The 19,338-nt window shown below is 62.1% G+C and carries 22 protein-coding genes; 12 read left to right on the top strand and 10 right to left on the bottom strand.

Features of this window, described 5'->3' with window-relative positions:
- Positions 1-81: 81 nt before the first annotated feature.
- Positions 82-2,127: an oxidoreductase gene (locus AC0L2P_RS25390; RefSeq protein ID WP_473505106.1), complete on the top strand. Its 2,046-nt coding sequence runs from the start codon at positions 82-84 to the stop codon at positions 2,125-2,127.
- A 141-nt stretch (positions 2,128-2,268) separates the two neighbouring features.
- On the opposite strand, the gene AC0L2P_RS25385 is transcribed toward AC0L2P_RS25390, so the two are convergent.
- On the bottom strand, positions 2,269-2,676 hold the full coding sequence (locus AC0L2P_RS25385) for a hypothetical protein (protein ID WP_473505104.1): 408 nt from the start codon (positions 2,674-2,676) through the stop codon (positions 2,269-2,271).
- Between the two features lie 117 nt (positions 2,677-2,793).
- Here AC0L2P_RS25385 and AC0L2P_RS25380 point away from each other — a divergent pair, with 117 nt between their 5' ends.
- The 3 genes from AC0L2P_RS25380 (at position 2,794) to AC0L2P_RS25370 (ending at position 3,996) form a co-directional block, all read left to right on the top strand.
- Complete coding sequence (locus AC0L2P_RS25380; protein WP_473505102.1) at positions 2,794-3,219, top strand: MarR family winged helix-turn-helix transcriptional regulator; 426 nt, start codon at positions 2,794-2,796, stop codon at positions 3,217-3,219.
- Positions 3,220-3,298: 79 nt separating this feature from the next.
- Complete coding sequence (locus AC0L2P_RS25375; protein WP_473505100.1) at positions 3,299-3,541, top strand: type II toxin-antitoxin system Phd/YefM family antitoxin; 243 nt, start codon at positions 3,299-3,301, stop codon at positions 3,539-3,541.
- A gap of 17 nt (positions 3,542-3,558) precedes the next feature.
- Positions 3,559-3,996, top strand: a complete 438-nt coding sequence (locus AC0L2P_RS25370; protein ID WP_473505098.1) for a PIN domain-containing protein — start codon at positions 3,559-3,561, stop codon at positions 3,994-3,996.
- Between the two features lie 12 nt (positions 3,997-4,008).
- On the opposite strand, the gene AC0L2P_RS25365 is transcribed toward AC0L2P_RS25370, so the two are convergent.
- On the bottom strand, positions 4,009-6,081 hold the full coding sequence (locus AC0L2P_RS25365; protein ID WP_473505096.1) for a putative bifunctional diguanylate cyclase/phosphodiesterase: 2,073 nt from the start codon (positions 6,079-6,081) through the stop codon (positions 4,009-4,011).
- 264 nt (positions 6,082-6,345) lie between these two features.
- Between AC0L2P_RS25365 and AC0L2P_RS25360 the strand changes: the two genes are divergently transcribed.
- Both AC0L2P_RS25360 and tdh read left to right on the top strand, forming a co-directional pair.
- The gene (locus tag AC0L2P_RS25360; protein ID WP_473505095.1) at positions 6,346-7,533 is read left to right on the top strand and encodes a glycine C-acetyltransferase; all 1,188 of its coding nucleotides are present in this window, start codon (positions 6,346-6,348) and stop codon (positions 7,531-7,533) included.
- A gap of 67 nt (positions 7,534-7,600) precedes the next feature.
- Positions 7,601-8,635 carry an L-threonine 3-dehydrogenase gene (tdh, locus tag AC0L2P_RS25355; RefSeq protein WP_473505093.1) on the top strand — a complete coding sequence of 345 codons (1,035 nt, stop codon included), beginning with the start codon at positions 7,601-7,603 and terminating at the stop codon, positions 8,633-8,635.
- An 80-nt stretch (positions 8,636-8,715) separates the two neighbouring features.
- Here tdh and AC0L2P_RS25350 read toward each other — a convergent pair whose 3' ends face one another.
- Positions 8,716-9,153 carry a MarR family winged helix-turn-helix transcriptional regulator gene (locus AC0L2P_RS25350; RefSeq protein ID WP_473505091.1) on the bottom strand — a complete coding sequence of 146 codons (438 nt, stop codon included), beginning with the start codon at positions 9,151-9,153 and terminating at the stop codon, positions 8,716-8,718.
- Between the two features lie 123 nt (positions 9,154-9,276).
- On the opposite strand from AC0L2P_RS25350, the gene hmgA reads away from it, so the two are divergent.
- Genes hmgA through AC0L2P_RS25330 form a run of 4 tightly spaced genes read left to right on the top strand, consistent with a single transcriptional unit; the run spans position 9,277 to position 13,086 of the window.
- The gene (gene hmgA / locus AC0L2P_RS25345) at positions 9,277-10,590 is read left to right on the top strand and encodes a homogentisate 1,2-dioxygenase (protein ID WP_473505089.1); all 1,314 of its coding nucleotides are present in this window, start codon (positions 9,277-9,279) and stop codon (positions 10,588-10,590) included.
- 10 nt (positions 10,591-10,600) lie between these two features.
- Positions 10,601-11,488 carry an MBL fold metallo-hydrolase gene (locus AC0L2P_RS25340; RefSeq protein WP_473505087.1) on the top strand — a complete coding sequence of 296 codons (888 nt, stop codon included), beginning with the start codon at positions 10,601-10,603 and terminating at the stop codon, positions 11,486-11,488.
- A complete protein-coding gene (locus AC0L2P_RS25335; RefSeq protein WP_473505085.1) occupies positions 11,485-12,498 on the top strand; it encodes a fumarylacetoacetate hydrolase family protein in 1,014 nt (337 codons plus the stop codon). Before AC0L2P_RS25340 ends, AC0L2P_RS25335 begins: the two co-directional genes overlap by 4 nt.
- A gap of 27 nt (positions 12,499-12,525) precedes the next feature.
- On the top strand, positions 12,526-13,086 hold the full coding sequence (locus tag AC0L2P_RS25330) for a DinB family protein (protein WP_473505083.1): 561 nt from the start codon (positions 12,526-12,528) through the stop codon (positions 13,084-13,086).
- Here AC0L2P_RS25330 and AC0L2P_RS25325 read toward each other — a convergent pair.
- The 3 genes from AC0L2P_RS25325 to hppD all read right to left on the bottom strand — a co-directional run bounded on the left by AC0L2P_RS25325 (position 13,065) and on the right by hppD (position 14,848).
- Positions 13,065-13,439: a type II toxin-antitoxin system VapC family toxin gene (locus tag AC0L2P_RS25325; protein WP_473505081.1), complete on the bottom strand. Its 375-nt coding sequence runs from the start codon at positions 13,437-13,439 to the stop codon at positions 13,065-13,067. The two genes, AC0L2P_RS25330 and AC0L2P_RS25325, sit on opposite strands and share 22 nt — an antisense overlap.
- Entirely contained in the window at positions 13,436-13,651 is a 216-nt protein-coding gene (locus AC0L2P_RS25320; RefSeq protein ID WP_473505079.1) for a type II toxin-antitoxin system Phd/YefM family antitoxin, read from the bottom strand. The genes AC0L2P_RS25325 and AC0L2P_RS25320 overlap by 4 nt, the downstream gene beginning before the upstream one ends.
- Before the next feature lie 81 nt (positions 13,652-13,732).
- Positions 13,733-14,848, bottom strand: a complete 1,116-nt coding sequence (gene hppD / locus AC0L2P_RS25315) for a 4-hydroxyphenylpyruvate dioxygenase (protein WP_473505077.1) — start codon at positions 14,846-14,848, stop codon at positions 13,733-13,735.
- Between the two features lie 153 nt (positions 14,849-15,001).
- Here hppD and AC0L2P_RS25310 point away from each other — a divergent pair, with 153 nt between their 5' ends.
- On the top strand, positions 15,002-15,469 hold the full coding sequence (locus AC0L2P_RS25310; protein WP_023717197.1) for an Lrp/AsnC family transcriptional regulator: 468 nt from the start codon (positions 15,002-15,004) through the stop codon (positions 15,467-15,469).
- A gap of 13 nt (positions 15,470-15,482) precedes the next feature.
- Here AC0L2P_RS25310 and AC0L2P_RS25305 read toward each other — a convergent pair whose 3' ends face one another.
- From AC0L2P_RS25305 to aztA, 4 genes are all read right to left on the bottom strand, one after another.
- A complete protein-coding gene (locus AC0L2P_RS25305) occupies positions 15,483-15,821 on the bottom strand; it encodes a protein tyrosine phosphatase family protein (RefSeq protein WP_473505075.1) in 339 nt (112 codons plus the stop codon).
- Positions 15,822-16,006: 185 nt separating this feature from the next.
- Positions 16,007-16,945, bottom strand: a complete 939-nt coding sequence (gene aztC / locus AC0L2P_RS25300) for a zinc ABC transporter substrate-binding protein AztC (RefSeq protein WP_473505073.1) — start codon at positions 16,943-16,945, stop codon at positions 16,007-16,009.
- A gap of 21 nt (positions 16,946-16,966) precedes the next feature.
- Positions 16,967-17,842: a zinc ABC transporter permease AztB gene (gene aztB, locus AC0L2P_RS25295; RefSeq protein WP_473505254.1), complete on the bottom strand. Its 876-nt coding sequence runs from the start codon at positions 17,840-17,842 to the stop codon at positions 16,967-16,969.
- Positions 17,842-18,654 (bottom strand): zinc ABC transporter ATP-binding protein AztA, encoded by an 813-nt coding sequence (gene aztA / locus AC0L2P_RS25290; RefSeq protein ID WP_473505071.1) that lies wholly within the window; start codon positions 18,652-18,654, stop codon positions 17,842-17,844. Before aztA ends, aztB begins: the two co-directional genes overlap by 1 nt.
- Positions 18,655-18,865: 211 nt before the next feature.
- Between aztA and AC0L2P_RS25285 the strand changes: the two genes are divergently transcribed.
- Positions 18,866-19,210, top strand: a complete 345-nt coding sequence (locus tag AC0L2P_RS25285; RefSeq protein ID WP_473505069.1) for a RidA family protein — start codon at positions 18,866-18,868, stop codon at positions 19,208-19,210.
- The last annotated feature ends 128 nt before the right edge of the window (positions 19,211-19,338 follow it).

The raw sequence follows: 19,338 nt of genomic DNA, 5'->3' as shown, positions 1-19,338 counted from the left end.
GTCGCCCAAAACTGGGACAGCGACATGCGTAAAAACAAAAATTTGCCGCTCATTAGCACAATTTGAAACAGCAGGAAGACGATGACCAGCAACGACCCGCTCCTCCAGCCCTATCAGCTCAAGCATCTGACGCTGAAGAACCGGGTGATGTCGACCAGCCATGAGCCGGCCTATTCCGAGGACGGCATGCCAAAGGAGCGGTACCGGCTCTACCATGCCGAAAAGGCCAAGGGCGGCATGGCGCTGACCATGACCGCCGGTTCGGCGATCGTCTCGCGCGACAGCCCGGCCGCTTTTGGCAATCTGCATGTCTACGAGGACCGCATCGTGCCATGGCTCGCCGAGCTTACCGATGCCTGCCACGAGCACGATTGCAAGGTGATGATACAGATCACCCATCTCGGCCGCCGCACCGGTTGGAACAAGGCCGACTGGCTGCCGGTCCTGTCGGCTTCGCCGGTGCGCGAACCGGCGCATCGCGCCTTTCCCAAGATTGTCGAGGACTGGGATATCGAGCGCATCGTCGCCGACTATGCGGCGGCCGCCCAGCGCTGCCAGGCAGCCGGTCTCGATGGCATCGAATTCGAGGCCTACGGCCACCTGATGGACGGCTTCTGGTCGCCGGCCACCAATCAGCGCGACGACGATTTCGGCGGCTCGCTCGACAACCGGCTGCGCTTCACCGGCATGGTGCTCGATGCGGTGCGTGCCGCGGTCGGCGAAAAGTTCGTCGTCGGCATCCGCATGGTCGCCGACGAGGATTTCGAAAAAGGCCTGTCGAAACAGGAAGGCGTCGAAATCGCCAGGCGGCTGGCCGGCTCCGGCAAGGTCGATTTCCTCAACATCATCCGTGGCTCGATCGAGACTGATGCCGCGCTGACAAAAGTCATTCCGGTGACCGGCATGCGGTCGTCGCCGCATCTCGACTTTGCCGGCGAGATCAGGGCGGCGACGAAATTCCCGACCTTCCATGCGGCGCGGATTTCCGACGTCGCCACCGCGCGTCACGCCATTGCCACCGGCAAGCTCGACATGGTCGGCATGACCCGTGCCCATATCGCCGACCCGCACATCGTCAAAAAAGTGATGGAGGGCCGCGAGCACCAGATCCGCCCTTGCGTCGGCGCTACCTATTGCCTCGACCGCATCTATGAAGGTGGCGAGGCGCTCTGCATACACAATGCGGCGACGGGCCGCGAGGCTGATATCCCGCATATTATCCCGAAAACCGAGGGACCGAAGCGGAAGGTGGTCGTCGTCGGCGCCGGCGCCGGCGGACTGGAGGCGGCGCGCGTCGCCGCCGAGCGCGGGCACCAGGTGACGGTGCTGGAAGCATCGAGCCAGGCCGGCGGCCAGGTGCGGCTGGCAACCCAGAACCCACGCCGCAAGGAACTGATCGGCATCATCGATTGGCGGCTGACCGAACTCGACCGGCTCGGTGTCGAGATCCGCTACGATAGCTGGGCGGAGAAGGACGACGTGCTGGCGCTGTCGCCGGATGTGGTGGTGATCGCCACCGGCGGCCTGCCGCAGAACCCGCCTCTGACGGCGGGCCACGATCTCGTCACCTCGAGCTGGGACATCATGGCCGGCAGCGTCAAGCCGGCCGAGAACGTGCTGCTCTATGACGACAATGGCGGCCATCAGGGAATGGGTGCTGCCGAACTGATCGCCAACAGCGGCGCCAGGCTGGAGCTGGTTTCACCAGAACGCTTCTTTGCTCCGGAAATGGGCGGCATGAACCATGTGCCCTATATGCGCGCCTTCCAGGAAAAGGGTGTCACGGTGACCATCAACACGCGGCTGCGTTCTGTGTGGCGCGACGGCAACCAGCTGATCGCGGAGCTCGCCTCAGACTTCGCCGGCGGCTGGCGCGGCGAGCGGCGCGTCGATCAAGTGGTTGTCGAGCACGGCACGCTGCCGCTCGACGATCTCTATCTGGCACTGAAGCCGCTGTCGAAGAACACTGGCGCGATCGATTACGAAAAACTGATCAATGGCGGCGACATCTTTCCGGTGCGTAATCCGCAGAGTGGCTTCGTGCTCTTCCGCATCGGCGACGCAGTCGCCTCGCGCAACATCCATGCCGCAATCTATGACGGCATCAGGTTCGGCTTGCGGATCTGAGAAATATTTTGGATTGATTGGTGGCGCGCAGCCGAACCCTCCGTACGGAGAGCCACCACGGTACTTCGGTCCGGTCTGCGCGCCGCGCACGCCGCCGGCCATCGCCGGGCACCGTACGATCTTGTGATTGCGGCAGGACGTTCAAAACATCCTGGCGGTGGCCATGCAGAACACGGTGATGACCAGCAGCCCGCCGGCGATGCGTTCGCCCGTTGTCATCTTCGCGCGCAACTGGGTTTGCTTCGCCGCATCGGCGCCGGCCAGCTGCCTGCTGGCGGAACCCACCAGTGCGCCCTGAACCGCGGCGGCGATCAACGCAGTCAAGATGCCCAGCGCCAGGACCTTCTCCATCGAGCCGAAAGAGCCGTTGTGGAAGAAATACCACAGCAACAAACCGGTGAGGAAAACCACGCCGGCCGCGCCCATTTGCGGCCGGAAGAAACGTTCCGCCCTGATCTCCGGTTCGCGGGCAACCGCGATGGTGGTGCCGGCCCAGAACACACCCGCCATGACGTGAAGGCCGAGGATGATGATGTAGACATATTGCATGGCCGCATTTCCTCTCTTGCCCACCGCTGATCGTATGGATAGATATCAAATGATTAGATGTCAACGCATAAGCTCGAGCCGGTTCCATCGGCTTTGCCCTTGTTCTAGTGTCGCGTCATGACGCCCTTTGACCGCCCGCCGATCGGGATGAATCTCGCCCGCACCGCCAAGCTGGTCGCGCAGGCTTTCGACGCTGCATTGGTCGAGGCCGGCGGCACGCTGCCGGTCTGGGTCACTTTGCTGTCGGTCAAATCGCGGGAGCTGGCCAACCAACGCGAGCTCGCCGGCATGATCGGTATCCGGGGCGCAACGCTGACCCACCATCTCAACGCCATGGAGACGCAAGGCCTGCTGATGCGGCGCCGCGATCCCGAGAACCGCCGGGTTCACCAGGTGGAGCTGACCCAAGCCGGAGAAGCGTTGTTCCTGAAATTGCGCACCGCCGCGTTAGCCTTCGACAAGCGGCTGCGGAAAGGACTGTCCGACGACAGGCTGGCAGAGTTTGCACAGGTGCTGGCCGCGTTGCGGGCCAATGTCAATTGATCCCGATTGGACCGCAAGCCTTGTTCCAAGCCGTCTGCAATGTTATATGACCATCGTAGTCATATGCGAGGGCGGCAACATGCGCGAAATTCAGTTGAAAGACGCCAAAGCGACGCTTTCGGCAGTCGTCGATCAGGCAGTGGCAGGAGAGCCTGCCATTATCACACGCCACGGTCGGAAGCAGGCCGTCGTCCTGTCGTTCGAAGATTATCAGCGGCTGTCTCGGGTGCCGAGCTTCGGGCGGCTGCTGGCGGCTTTTCCCGGGGACAAGGACGACATTCCGCCTCGTTCCCGTAAACCGGCTCGCAAGGTTGCGTTGTAGCGCGGCGACCAGCCCGGATGTTTCTGCTGGACACCAACATCATCTCGGCAATGGCTCCAGCCAGGAAGGTTGATCGGGCGGCGCTGATGGCATGGCTCGATAAGGCGAGCGAATACCTGTTCCTGTCCGTTGTGACTGCGTCCGAAATCGCGGCGGGGATAGCGAAGGCGGAGCGCGACGGCGCGACCACAAACGCCGCGCTGCTTCGCGACTGGTGGCAAGCAGTCGAGCATCTTTACGGGGGAAGGATTCTGCCCTTCGATTTGCGAGCCGCGCATGCCGCGGGTTCTATTCTTGATCGCGCAAGGGCTCATCGGCCGGGATTTGAAGATATAGCGATTGCTGCTACAGCCGAGGTTCACGGCCTAGTGATACTGACGGATAATGAGCGTCATTTCGCACCACTTGGGGTGCTGATGCTCAACCCGCTGAGAAACCTGCCGCCATTGCAGTAGTTCCGACTTTCCCTACGCCAGGCGGCCCTGCAGCACCGTCAGCCTGGCCTTTTTCGGCGCTCGCGCCACCAGCCATTCGCGTACTCCGTCCGGCGGCATCGGGAAAGCGATTGAATAGCCTTGCACCTGGTCGCAGCCGATCGCCATCAGCGCGTCGAGCTCGGCTTCGGTTTCAGCGCCCTCGGCAACGATGGAGATGCCGAGACCGCGGGCGAGCTCGGTGAGGGCACGCACGATCTTGGTGTTGCCGCTGTTCTCGTTGATGTTCTGGACGAAGCGGCGATCGATCTTCAGCCGGTCGATCTCGTTTGGATTGACATGGCTGAGCGATGCGTAGCCGGTGCCGAAATCATCGAGCTCAAGATGGATGCCGGCGGCGCGGATGTGCCGCAGCTTTGCCGCGATACCGGTCTTCTCGTCGTCGAGAATGACGGATTCGACGATCTCCAGCGATAGCTTGTGGGCCGGCAGGCCAGCCCTTTCCAGCGTATCGAACAGGAAGACTTCGAAATCTGCCTCGCGCAACTCCGAGCCGGACACGTTGACGGCGATCCGTTCGAAGGCGATGCCGGCGCGGTTCCATTCGGCTGCTTCATCGATCGCCTTGGCAATGACGATGCGGCCAATCTCGGACATCAAGCCGCATTTTTCTGCGATTGGAATGAACTCGCCCGGCGCGATCATACCGCGTTCGGCATGCCTCCAGCGAACCAAAGCCTCGAAGCCACTGATGGCGCCGTCCGACAGCGACACCTGCGGCTGGAAATAGACTTCGAACGCCTTCTCCGAGATGGCGACCTTGATGTCGAGCTCGAGCTGCTTTCGATTGTCGAGTTCGCGCCTCAGCTCATCGGAGAAGAAGGACAAGCTGCCGCCGCCCTGCTTCTTGGCTGAATACAGCGCCAGATCGGCATGGACGAGCAGGTCCTGCGCATTGTCGGCGTCGATCGGGTAGACCGCAATCCCGGCACTTACGCCCGGATGGATTGTCGTGCCTCCGAATATGACCGGCTCATTGAGTTTGGCCAGCATGCTCCTGGCGACGATATCGATGTCTTCGGTGCTGCCGGCGTCGTTGAGGACGACAACGAATTCGTCGCCGCCGAGACGCACGATGAGATCCGACGTCCGGCAGGAATCGCGCATACGCTGGGCGGCCACCACCAGCACATAATCGCCGGCGGCATGGCCGAGCGTGTCGTTGATCTGCTTGAACCGGTCGAGGTCGAACTGCACCACGGCAACCCGTTCACGCCTTCGCTGCGCACCGCTTATGAACGCATCGAAATGGTCGGTCAGGAAGGTACGGTTGTGCAGGCCGGTCAGCCCGTCATGCACGGCAATGAAGGCCATGGAATTGCGCGCATCGACCAGCTCGCGCGTCCGGCGCAGGATGGCATTCGACATCGGCCTGAAAATGACAAGTGCCACCAGCAGGATGACGCCGATGGTCGAGTAGAACAATGTGCGGTGAAGATCGAGGAGCTTTTCGGAGCGCTGGTCCGCGTAGGCGCTGATGCGCTGCCCGAGTGCTGCGTAGCCCGACAACGTTGCGTTGGCAACGGAAGCGTCCAGGTTGACGCGCTCCTCTCCGCCCTTGTAGCCGCCGCTGCCGGTCGTGTTGAGCCGCGATTCGAATGAAGAGATCAGGCGCTCGCCGTTGGCGATAAGCCCAACCGAGAAATAGTCGAGATGGTACGGCTTGGCGAAAAGCACGCTCTCGATCGATTTCGGATCGAACCTTGCCGGCGACACCGGATCGGCGGCGGTCCGTTCGAGCAGCAGGTCGTAATTCTTCTCGAACTCCACCGTCGCTTGCTTGAGCGCGCTAACCAGAGCGCGCTGTTGATCGCGCTGGGCGCTGCCTGTCGCGCCGGCAAGGAAGACGATGCGCTGCGACAGGGCTTTTTGTGTGCTGACGATATCGAGCAGCGCCTGATTGTGCCGTTGGGTCGCCATCACCTGTTGCAGCAGGATGAAGGAGGCCATGACCATGGCGGCTATGATCAGCAGAGCCAGCCAGTAGCCGGACTTGATCAGGAGTATGAGCCTGCCTGAAACGGCGTGCACCGGCTGCTGCGACATTCTCTGAGGCGTCCTCTCGCCAATGAATTCTTGTGCGATGATCTTTGGCTTCAAAGTGTTAACAGGTTTGGGACGGCAACAGGCCGGCGGCGATGACCGTGGCGGGAAACCCGCAAAGTGGTTATTGCAATCTTTCGCAGCGCCTCCGCATTTGAACGTCGTGGCCTCTGCTGTGCCATTGCCGCCACCGGAGCGGTCGCTTTTGCGATGGATTTTTCGTCCGCGCGGCGCGACAGTCCTCATCGATCTCAACAGGGCCTGATCATGACCGCAGCATTCCTCTCCCACATCGACAGCGAGCTTGAAGGACTGAAAACGGCAGGCCTTTACAAATCCGAGCGGGTGATAACCTCGACCCAATCGGCCGAGATCGAGGTCGGCGGTGAGAAGGTGCTGAATTTCTGCGCCAATAATTATCTCGGCCTCGCCGACAGCGCCGAACTGCGCGAGGCGGCCAAGCAGGCGCTCGACCGCTACGGCTACGGCATGGCGTCGGTGCGCTTCATCTGCGGCACACAAGAAGAACACAAGCAGCTCGAGGCGACCATTTCTGATTTCCTCGGCATGGAGGACACTGTCCTCTACGGCTCCTGCTTCGACGCCAATGGCGGCCTGTTCGAGACGCTGCTCGGCGAGGAGGATGCGGTCATCTCCGATGCGCTGAACCACGCTTCGATCATCGACGGGGTGCGGCTGTCGAAGGCCAGGCGCTTCCGCTACGCCAACAACGACATGGCCGATCTCGAAGCGCGGTTGAAAGAGGCGCGCGACTGTCGGTTCCGGCTGATCGCCACCGACGGCGTGTTCTCGATGGATGGCATCATCGCCAATCTGAAGGGCGTCTGCGACCTCGCCGACAAATACGATGCGATGGTGATGGTCGACGACAGCCATGCGGTTGGTTTCGTCGGCAGGAATGGCCGTGGCTCGGCCGAACGTTGTGGCGTCGAGGACAGGGTGGACATCATCACCGGCACGCTCGGCAAGGCATTGGGTGGCGCGTCCGGCGGCTACACGTCGGGCAGGAAGCAGGTGGTCGACTGGCTGCGTCAGCGCTCGCGGCCCTATCTTTTTTCCAACACGCTGATGCCGGCGATCGCCGGCGCCTCGATCCGGGTGTTCGAGCTGATCCGCAATGGCGATGCGTTGCGTCAGCGCCTATATGCCAACGCAGCGCGGTTTCGCTCCGAGATGGGTAAGCTGGGCTTTACGTTGGCTGGTGCCGACCATCCGATCATCCCGGTGATGCTGGGCGACGCGACGTTGGCGCAGGAAATGGCGGCGCGGATGCTGAAGCGCGGTATCTATGTCATCGGCTTCTCCTTCCCGGTGGTGCCGAAAGGCCAAGCGCGCATCCGCACGCAGATGTCGGCCGCCCATTCCAGCGGCGATATCGACCGCGCGGTTGAGGCGTTCTCCGCAGTCGGTCGCGAACTCGGCGTGATTTCCTGAATGGCCGGGACCGAAAAGCGATTCCGGATCAAGAGATTCAAGCGACCAAGGTTCTGGGGATAAGAGAATGTCGAACATGATGAAGGCGCTGGTCAAGGCCAAGGCCGAGCCGGGCATCTGGATGGAACAAGTGCCGGTCCCGGAAATCGGTCCGAACGACGTGCTGATCAAGATCAGGAAGACCGCGATCTGCGGCACCGACGTCCACATCTACAATTGGGACCAGTGGGCGCAAAAGACCGTGCCGGTGCCGATGGTGACCGGCCACGAATTTGTCGGCACCGTCGCCGATTTCGGTGCGGCGGTGACCGAGTACAAGATCGGCCAGCGTGTTTCGGGCGAAGGCCATATCGTCTGCGGCCATTGCCGCAACTGCCGGGCGGGCAGGGGGCATCTGTGCCGCAACACGCTTGGCGTCGGCGTCAACCGGCCGGGCGCCTTTGGCGAATACCTGGCGATCCCGCAGCACAATGTCGTACCGATCCCCGATGACGTGCCGGATGAGATCGCGGCGATATTCGATCCCTTGGGCAATGCGGTTCACACTGCATTGTCCTTTGACCTCGTCGGCGAAGACGTGCTGGTCACCGGCGCCGGGCCGATCGGCATCATGGGTGCGCTGGTGGCGCAATGCGTCGGGGCGCGAAAAGTGGTCATCACCGACATCAATCCGGTGCGCCTGGCACTGGCGAAAAAGCTCGGCGTCCAGCATGTCGTCGACGCATCGAAGGAAAAGCTGCGCGACGTGATGCCGGCGCTCGGCATGACCGAGGGTTTTGACGTTGGCCTCGAAATGTCGGGCGCCGCGCCTGCCTTTCGCGACATGATCGACACCATGAACAATGGCGGCAAGATCGCCATCCTCGGCATCGCGCCGACCGGCTTCGAAATCGACTGGAACAAGGTCATCTTCAAGATGCTGCATCTGAAGGGCATCTACGGCCGCGAAATGTTCGAGACCTGGTACAAGATGATCGCGCTGGTGCAGGGTCCTCTCGACGTCAGCGGCCTGATCACGCACCGCATCGGCATTGATGACTATATTTCGGGCTTCGAGGCGATGAAGAGCGGCAATTCCGGCAAGGTGGTGATGGACTGGTGAGGCCGAAGAAACACGGCGCGGACTGAAAGCTGTTCGGCAGCGATCCTTCGCGCCAGCGTGCCAGCAATTCGGCCAGGAATCTAGCTTTTCCCCAATGCCGCCTCCAATGCTGCCACTCCGCCGACAATGGCCACACGCTCGGCGGGGCTCAGCCTTGCCAGCAACTCCCGCTCGAAGGCTTTCGCCAGCGGCACCATCTCGCGATAGGCGGCAACGCCAGCCTTGGTCAGCGCCAGATGCTCGACACGGCGGTCTTTTTCGTTCGGCGTCCGGATGAGCCATCGGCGCCGTTCGAGTTCGGCAACGGCGCGCGAAACCTTGGTCTTGTGCATGGCCGATTGCTCGCCGAGCGCCGTCGCCGTCATCGTGCCGTGCTGTCCAAGTCCCGCAAGCGTGCGCCATTCGGGCCGGGTCAGGCCGTGACGGTCCTTGTATATCCTGGAGAATTCCCGGCTGACGGCATCGGCGAGACGATAGAGCCGGTAGGGCAGGAAGCTTTCGAGTTCCAGGACGTCCATGATTTTGTATCCCGGCAGACGCCGTGGTTGATGGTTACATTTTCAATGGTTACAAATGAAACCAGTTTGGTCAACTCGGAGCGCCCTTCGGACGCTCCGGGACCACGAATTCGGGAGGATGCCATGGCCTATTCCTACATGCCGGGGTTCGGCAACGACTTCGAAACCGAAACCTTGCCGGGCTCGCTGCCGCAAGGGCGTAACTCGCCGCAGCGGCCGGCCTACGGGCTTTATGCCGAGCAGCTTTCGGGCTCGCCTTTCACCGCGCCGCGCGGCACCAATGAGCGCTCCTGGCTTTATCGGATAAGACCGAGCGTCAGGCATACCGGCCGCTTCAAAGCGACGAATTATCCGCTTTGGAAAAGCGCGCCGAATGTCGGTGACCACCAGCTCGCGCTCGGCCAGTATCGCTGGAACCCCGTGCCGATGCCGAGCGAGCCGACAGACTTCATTGCCGGCATGCGCTCGATCACCACCGCCGGTGACGTGCTCGGCCAGACCGGCATGGCAGCCCATGTCTATATTGCCAACCGTTCGATGGTCGACGACCATTTCTTCAATGCCGACGGCGAGTTGCTGGTCGTGCCCCAGGTTGGAGCCTTGCGCTTCGTCACCGAGATGGGTGTTATCGAACTCAGGCCGGGCGAGATCGCCGTGCTGCCGCGTGGTCTGGTGTTCAAGGTCGAACTGGTGGATGCCGAAGTGCGCGGCTATGTCTGCGAGAATTACGGCGCCAAGCTGACGCTGCCGGATCGCGGCCCGATCGGCGCCAATTGCCTGGCCAATCCGCGCGATTTCAAGACGCCCTGCGCCTGGTTCGAGGACAGGGACACGCCGTGCCGGCTGATAGTGAAATGGTGTGGCCAGTTCCATGTCACCGAGATCGATCATTCGCCGCTCGATGTGGTGGCGTGGCACGGCAATTATTCGCCTTACAAATATGATCTTGCGACCTTTTCGCCGGTCGGTGCGATCCTGTTCGACCACCCCGATCCGTCGATCTTCACCGTGCTGACCGCGCCGAGCGGCGAGGAAGGCACCGCCAATATCGATTTCGTCATCTTCCCGCCGCGCTGGCTGGTCGCCGAAAACACCTTCCGGCCGCCCTGGTACCACCGCAACATCATGAGCGAGTTCATGGGCCTGATCGACGGCCAATACGATGCCAAGGAAGAGGGCTTCGTGCCCGGCGGCATCAGCCTGCACAATATGATGCTGGCGCACGGGCCCGATGCGCCTGGTTTCGAAAAAGCCTCGCGCGCGGAGCTGAAACCGGTCAAGCTCGACAACACCATGGCCTTCATGTTCGAGACACGCTTTCCCCAGATGGTGACCCGCTATGGCGCCGAGCTCGAAACCCGGCAGGACAATTACATCGACTGCTGGGCCGATCTGAAGAGACGCTTCAATGGCACACCCGAGGGCGACTGGTCTTGAGCGCCGCCGGATGACGGATCGTCTGGTGCTTCTTGGCTCGAAGGGTGGTCCGGCGCTCCGGCCAGGCGGACCATGGCCGAGTTCGTCACTGCTGGACGTTGGCGGCCGCAGCATCGTCGTCGATTGCGGGCTCGGCGTAACGCGCGGACTGACCGATGCCGGCATGAGCCTGAAGATGCTTGACCTGATCTTCATCACGCATCTGCATTCCGATCATGTGCTGGAACTCGGAGCGCTGATCCACACCGCCTGGACGGCGGGCCTGGGAACAAAGGTCAGCGTGTTCGGCCCGCCCGGCATCGGCTACTATTGGCAGCACTTCTGCCAGGCGATGGAGTTCGACATCGAGATCCGCATCGCCGATGAAGGTAGGCTCGATGTCCGCGACCTGGTCTCGATCGTCGAGCTTGGTGAAGGCCAGGTGGCCGAAGAGCGCGGTCTCAAAATATCGGCGCTGCGAGTCGAGCACCCGCCGGTGACGGATTGCTTTGCGCTGCGCTTCGAGCAAGCCGGGCAAAGCGTCGTCTTCTCTTCCGATACCGCATTCTTTCCGCCATTGGCGGATTTCGCTGAGGGTGCCGATGTCCTGGTCCACGAGGCCATGTTGGAAGAGGGTATCGAGCGGCTGGTTGCTAAGACCGGCAACGGCGCAAGGCTGAGGGAACACCTGCTTGCCAGCCACAGCTTTGCCGAGGAGGCGGGCCGCATCGCCAGCGATGCAGGGGTCAAAAGACTGGTGCTCAACCACCTGATTCCGGCCGACGATCCCGAGATCGGCGAAGCCGACTGGATTGCCGCCGTCAGGAAAACATGGGCCGGCGACTTGACGATCGCCCGCGACGGCCTTGTTGTGGAATTAAGCAGCGCCAAAGCTGCGCCAGGAGAGGAAACCGCATGAAGCTTGCTACCTTGAAGGACGGGACGCGCGATGGAAAGCTCGTCGTCGTCTCGCGCGACCTGACGCGGTTTACCGATGCCTCGTTTCTGGTGCCGACGCTTCAGGCGGCGCTCGATGACTGGCGTCGCATCGCGCCGCATCTCGCTGCCATGGCCGAATCGCTCGAGAATAATGCGGTGCCGTCTGCCCGCTTTCACGAGCATGACGCCCATTCGCCGCTGCCGCGCGCCTACCAATGGGCCGACGGCTCGGCCTATGTGAACCATGTCGAGCAGGTGCGGAAGGCGCGCGGCGCCGAGATGCCGGCAAGCTTCTGGAGCGATCCGCTGATCTACCAGGGTGGCTCGGACGCTTTCCTCGCGCCGCGGGACCCGATCCGCATGGTCGACGACGCCCTTGGCATCGACATGGAAGGAGAGGTCGCCGTCATCGTCGACGACGTCCCGATGGGTGCTGGGCTCGGCGAGGCGCGGGCGGCGATCCGGCTGGTCATGCTGGTCAACGACATCACGTTACGCGGACTGACCGGATCCGAACTCGCCAAGGGGTTCGGCTTCTTTCAGTCGAAACCGTCATCGGCTTTTTCGCCGGTGGCGGTGACGCCGGACGAGCTGGGCGGCGACTGGGACGGCGGCAAGGTCAGCCTGCCGCTGCTGGTCGACCTCAACGGCAAGCCGTTCGGCCGGGCGAACGCCGGCATCGATATGACCTTCGACTTTCCGGCGCTGATTGTTCACGCCGCAAAAACGCGGCCGCTGGCTGCCGGCACGATTATCGGCTCGGGCACGGTTTCCAACAAGCTCGACGGCGAGCCGGGCAAGCCAGTCTCGGCGGGCGGCGCCGGTTATTCCTGCATCGCCGAGTTGCGTATGATCGAGACTATCGAGGCTGGCGAACCGAAAACGCCGTTCCTGCGCTTTGGCGACATCGTGCGCATCGAGATGAAGCACAGGGGCGGGCATTCGATCTTCGGCGCGATCGAGCAGACTGTCGAGAAATACGCCAGGTAAGGTTGGGCTGAAGAGGCGTCCGAAACGATGAACCTGCTGGACCATTTCAGCCTCATGGCGCGCAACAATCTCTGGTCGAACGACCGGCTCTATCGCGCCGTGCTGCAGCTTAAGCCCGGTGAACTCGAGGCCCAACGCACCAGCTTTTTTCCCTCGATCAAGGCGACGCTCAACCACATACTGGCGGTCGATCATCTCTATCTCGATTTTCTCGAGCAGGGCGGCGTCGGTGCCGCCGCCTATGACGATTTCGTGCCCTTCGACCAACCGCAGGCGTTGTTTGTCGCGCAGACCGTATCCGATCGGCGGCTGATCGCCTTTTGCGATCGTTCGTCGGCCGACGACCTCGATCGCCGCGTCGTCACCGACCGGCGCGAGGACGGTATGATCCCGGAGCGCATCGGCGACCTGCTCGCCCATCTGTTCATCCACGACATCCATCATCGCGGCCAAGTGCACGCGATGCTGTCCGGCACCTCGGTGAAACCGCCGCAACTCGACGAGTTCTTCCTCGATTACGATTTGAAACTGAGGGAAGCCGAGGTCGAGCGGCTGGAGCTGGATGATCAGACCAACGCGACGTCGTAGGCTGAGAAATGCCGATCCGCAGTGACCAACGTCAGACCTTCAATTTGAGCCTGTGCGACGAGCAGACGGTCGAAGGGATCGCGATGATGGAACGGCAGATGCCCAAGCCTCGCTGCGTGTAGTTCATTCACACTGAGGATCGGAATGCCGTTCGATCGCAAGATTTCCACGATGTTGCCTGTGAGCGTGACTTTGCCGAGCGATTTCTTAATGGCGATCTCTGCTACCGAGACGGCGCTGACGACCACATCCTCGCCCGCAAGAAAGATCTCGCGATGGTGATCCGAAAGGCGTGAATCGGCGTTGAGTACCCAAAGCAGAATATGAGTATCCACCAGATATTGGCGACTCATCTAATGTACTCGTCCCATTCGGGACCGAGTTCATCAAAATCATCCGATATCCGAATTTGGCCTTTCAGGGCCCCAAAAAGGCCTTTGCTCCCGCCAGCCCGAGTGGGCGCGCTCAAGGTCGCCACCACCTCTCCATGCCGCGTCAGATGGATCTCTTCGCCGGCCTGGGCACGTTTCACCAACTCGGAGAGTTGGGCCTTCGCTTTTGCCATCGGAACATTCATGGTCAGACCTCTTATGACCAGAATTTAGGTCATAACTGATCAAACCACAAGGCACCTCGGCCGAGCCGGCTACGCTGCCTTGCCGTCCACCTTCAGCACGCCGCGCTTGATCTGGTCCTGCTCGATCGATTCGAACAAAGCGCGGAAATTGCCCTCGCCAAAACCTTCATCGCCCTTTCTCTGGATGAACTCGAAGAAGATCGGGCCGATCACGGTTTTCGAAAAAATCTGCAGCAGGATCTTGGTCGTGCCGCCGTCGACTACGCCTTCGCCGTCGATCAGGATACCGTGCTTCTTCATGCGCTCGATCGGCTCTTCATGGCCGTTCACACGGGCATAAGACATGTCGTAATAGGTCTCGGGCGGTCCCGGCATGAACTTCAGGCCGTTGGCGGCCAGCCTGTCGGTGGCGCCATAAATGTCGTCGGTGCCGACGGCGATGTGCTGGATGCCTTCGCCATTATACTTTTTCAGATATTCGGCGATCTGGCTGGTCTCGTCCTTGGACTCGTTCAGCGGGATGCGGATCTTGCCACAGGGCGAGGTGATGGCGCGGCTGACCAGGCCGGTGATCTTGCCGTCGATGTCGAAGAAATGGATCTGCTTGAAGCCGAACAGGTCGCGGTAGAAATCCCACCATTTGTCCATCTGGCCGCGATAGACATTGTGGGTCAGGTGGTCGAGATAGTAGAAGCCGACGCCTTCCGGCCTGGGATCGCGCTCGCCCAGCCAGTCGAACTCGGCGTCGTAGGCCGAGCCCTTCTCGCCGTAAGTTTCAATGAAATAGAGCAGCGATCCGCCGATGCCGACGATCGCCGGCACGTGGAGCGTTTTGTCGTTGCCTTCATAGGGCGTCGCGCCTCTGGTCACCGCGTGATCGAAGGCATGCCTTGCATCGACCACCCGCCATGCCATCGAGGATGCACAAGGCCCGTGCTTGTCGACGAATTTCATGGCATGCGAGCCGGGTTCGGCATTGACGACATAGTTGATGTCGCCCTGCCGCCAGACGGTGATCTCCTTGCTGCGGTGCTTGGCCACCGGCACATAACCCATGCGGGTGAACAGCTCGGCGAGCTTCTGCGGCTCGGCATGCGCGAATTCGACGAATTCGAAGCCGTCGGTACCGGCGGGATTGGCTTTGCTGATCTTGGCGGGCGGTGCGTCGTGCGGGAAGGGACCCATGGCATTGCTCCGAAATCTGGCCCGAAATCTGGCATTGGCCGCGTCGGCCATTTCTGAGCGCGATCATAGCGCGGAGCGAGTGCAAATTGCTTGCATTCAAACGCTTGAAATGTTCCGATCATGCGCAAGTTGTGCACTGCGGAGCAGAAATCCATGGATGAGGCGCGCATCGACCAGTTTGACCGCAAGATAATGGCTCTGCTGCAGGCCGACGCGCGGCTGACCAACAACGATCTGTCGGAACGGGTGAACCTGTCCGCTTCGCAATGCTCGCGCCGTCGCCAGCGGCTGGAGGAGGACGGTTATATCAAGGGCTACCGGGCAGTGCTCGACCGCGACAAGCTCGGCTTTTCCCTCGTCAACGTCATCTCGGTGACGCTCGCCACCCACAACCGGGACAATGCGCGGCGTTTCGGCGAATTGGTGGCGCGGCTGCCGCAAGTGCAGGAAGCGCACGCGCTGACCGGCGAGATGGATTACATATTGAAAGTCGTGACGCCCGACCTGAAGTCGCTGTCGGAATTCGTCAACAGCGTGCTGCTGCCGCACGAATCCGTGCAGCATGTGAAGACGGCGATCGTGCTGGAGACGCTGAAGGAAACCGGTGCTCTGCCGATCTGAGGGACGCGAACGTTCACCCCTTCGACTGCTGGATCAGCCCATAGAGATTGGTGCAGCGGGCGCCGGACCGGCAATAGGCGAACACCGGGCCTCCGAGTTCGTCGAGCGCCTCAGCCTGGTCCTCGACGTTCTCGGCCGTGATCTGGCCGCTGATGACGGGGATGTAGCGGAAGGCGAGCCCGGCGCCCTCGACCGCCGCCTTGACGGTGTCGGCGGATGGCTGGCCGGGCTGCTCGTCGTCCGGCCGGTTGCAGATCACGCTCTTGAAGCCGGCGGCCTTGATGGTCGCGACATCTTCGGGCTGGATCTGGCCCGAGACCGAATAGTCCTCGCTGATCTGACGGTATTCCATGGCGGTGTCCTCGCAATGTGGTTAGCGGCAGTCTTGCCACTCCCTGACCCGGTCGGCAATCCGCGCGAAAAGAAATCCATCCGCGCAGATAGAGATTTCGATGCCGGAAATCCAGCCGGGCTAACGCCGCATGTCGCCAGGACGCATCATGCGCCAGCCCGGCTGGATGAACCGGACCGGTCGGGTCAGCTGCCGAGGATCGCGCCTTTGATCTGGGCGATGTTGTTGTGCATCAGGTCGATATAGGTCGCGGCCGGGCCGTCGGGCTGCGACAGCGCATCGGAATAGAGCGTGCCGCCCACCTTGATGCCGGTTTCGCTGGCGATCTGCTCGATCAGCCGCGGATTGGTGATGTTCTCGACGAAGATCGCCGCCGCCTTGTCCTGCTTCACCTGGCTGACCAGCTTGGCGACGTCAGCGGCGGAAGGCTCCGATTCGGTCGACACGCCTTCCGGGGCCAGGAAGGTCAAGCCGTAGGCCTTTTCGAAATAGCCGAAGGCGTCATGCGAGGTAATGACCACGCGCTTCTCTTGCGGGATCGACTGGATCGCTGCTTGCACTTCGCCTTCGAGCGCATCGAGCTTTTGCGTATAGGCGGCTGCATTGGCCTTGTAGCTGTCGCAACCCGCAGCATCGGCCGAGCAGAAGGCGTCGGCGATGTTCTTCACATAGATCTTGGCATTGGCGATCGACTGGAAGGCATGCGGATCGGTGACCGTCTTGCCGCCATCGGTTTCCGCGCCTTCGGCCTCGGCTTCGGCGAATTCGGGTTTGAAATTGATCGGCGTGACCCCCTCGGTCAGCACGGCAATCGAAGCTTTGGTGGCGCTGGCGTCGACCAGGCGCTGCAGAAAACCTTCAAAATGCAGGCCGTTGACCAGCACGATGTCGGCTTTGGCCATCGCCACGGCATCGGCCGGGCTCGGCTCGTAACCGTGGGCGTCGCCGTCCGGCCCGACGATGGTGGTCAGATCGATGCGGTCGCCGCCGACGTTCTTGGCGAAGTCTCCGATGATCGTGAAGCTGGCGACCACTTTCAACGGCTCTGCGAAGGCCGAAGATGCGCTAAGGGCGGTTAATGTTATAACACTCACGGCTAAAGCGGCGCGGATCGATTTCAGCATGGACAGGTCTCCTGGTTGGGATCAGGCGGTTCTGTGGCGGTGATGGACGATACGGGCGCGCAGGATGCCGCGCGTGCCGAACAGGATCGAGGCGAAATAGACGACGCCGGCGGACAGGATGATGGCCGGGCCGGAGGGCAGCGACGCATGGTAGGACAACAGCAGCCCGGCAATGCAGGAGGCAAAGCCGATCACTGTGGCCAGCACGCACATCGGCTCGACGCGCGAGGTCCAGAAGCGCGCGGCGGCCGCCGGCAGCATCATCAGCCCGACCGACAGCAAGGTGCCGAGCGCCTGGAAACCGCCGACGAGATTGAGCACGACGAGGCCGAGGAAGATGAAATGCACCGGGCTGCCCATCCGGCTGACCGAGCGCAGGAACAAAGGATCGAGGCATTCGGCGACCAGCGCCCGCCAGAAGATGGCGAGGCTGGCCAGCGTCACCGCGACGATGCCGCCGATCAGCGTCAGCGCCTCGTTGTTGAGCGCCAGCACGGTGCCGAACAGCACATGCATGAGATCGACGCTGGAGCCGCGGATCGACACCATGAGCACGCCGATAGCCAGCGAAATCAGATAGAAGGCCGCCATCGAGGCGTCCTCGCGCTGGATGGTGAAGCGCGAGACGGCACCGGCGCCGAGCGCCACGATGATGCCGGCGATCAGTCCGCCGATGGTCATCGGCAGGATTTCCAGGCCATAGAACAGGAAGCCGGCGGCAGCACCCGGCAGGATGGCATGCGCCATGGCGTCGCCCGACAGGCTCATGCGTCGCAGCATCAGGAACACGCCGACCGGGCAGGCGCCGAGCGACAGCATCATCGAACCGGCGAGCGCCCGCTGCATGAAGGCGTAGTCGGCGAAGGGGGCAATGAGAAGACCGTAAAGCACGTCCATCATGCCGCCCTCGGCCCGGAGCCGTGATGATGGTCGTGGTCATGGCTGTGCTCGTGGCCACCGTGCTCGTGATCATGCTCGCCGGGCTCGCACCATGGCGCGTTGTCCTCCCAGGCTTCGTGGAAGCGGCGCGCGCGTAGCAGATTCTCCGGCCGCAGCGTCTCTTTGGTCTCACCCCAGGCGATCGGCTGGCGCGCCAGCAGCAGTGTTTCGGGAAAATTCTGCCGCACCAGGTCGAGATCGTGGACGACGACCATGATAGTGCGCTGCTCGCCATGCCAGCGCTTGATCAGCGCGATCAGGTCGCCGACGGTCTTGCTGTCGACCGCATTGAATGGCTCGTCGAGCAGGATGAGCTCGGCATCCTGCAACAGCACACGGGCAAACAGCGTGCGCTGCAGCTGGCCGCCCGACAGTGTGTCGATCGGCCGCTTCTCGAAGCCGCCGAGGCCGACGGCCATCAGCGCCTTGCTGACCGAGTCGCGATCTTCCCTGGTATAGCGGCCGAGCATGCCGCGCCGCGGCCACAGGCCAAGCGAAACCAGGTCGACGACACGGGCCGGAAAGGAGCGGTCGAGCTCGGATTGCTGCGGCAGATAGGCGGCGCGCAGGCCGGGCGCCCGGATCACCGCGCCGGCCATCGGCTTCAGAACGCCAACGATGCCCTTCATCAGAGTCGATTTGCCGGAGCCGTTGGCGCCGACGACCGCCGTCAACGATCCCTTGCGGATCGTTCCGTCGAGGTGGTGGATCGCCGGGTGGCTGTTATAGCCCAGCGTCAGATCGCGGAAGGTCAGGCAGGTTTGGCTCATGTGACGATCCATAGGGCGACGATCGGCGCTGCAGGGGCGGATTCGATATGTGATGTTATTACATTAGTCAACAAGCCAATCGGGCGGAATTGCGGCCGGACCATCTTGTTGTGTGCTTTGGCTTGGCTCAAGCGGTTCCGCTCGAACGGCCTTGCCCCCGGCGAACCCGGCCCCTAAACAGGCGCACCGACAAGTGGAGAAGGAATATCCAATGAGCATTCGCCGCATCGATGTAGGCCCGCGCATGAGCCAGATCGTCATCCATGGCAACACCGTCTATCTGGCCGGTCAGGTCGGCAAGCCGGGCGGAAACGTCGGCGCCCAGACCAAGGATATTCTGGCGGGGATCGACGAATTGCTGGCCAAGGCCGGCACCGACAAGACCAAGATACTCCAGGCGATCATCTGGCTGGCCGACATGAGCAGCTTTGCCGAGATGAACGCGGAGTGGGACAAGTGGGTACCACAGGGCAACACACCGGCCCGCGCCACCGGCGAAGCGAAACTTGCCGGACCGGAATATCTGGTCGAGATTATTGTGACTGCGGCGATTTGAGAATGCAGCTCTAACCCTCCCCCACCCGGGGGGGGGGGGGGGGGGGGCAAAAGGGGGGGGGGGGGGGGGGGGGGGGGGGGGGGGGGGGGGGGGGGGGGGGGGGGGGGGGGGGGGGGGGGGGGGGGGGG

The sequence above is a fragment of the Mesorhizobium sp. WSM4836 genome (assembly GCF_055811815.1).
The sequence above is the reverse complement of the archived record's forward strand: the minus strand, read 5'-3'. Positions and strand labels throughout refer to the sequence as shown.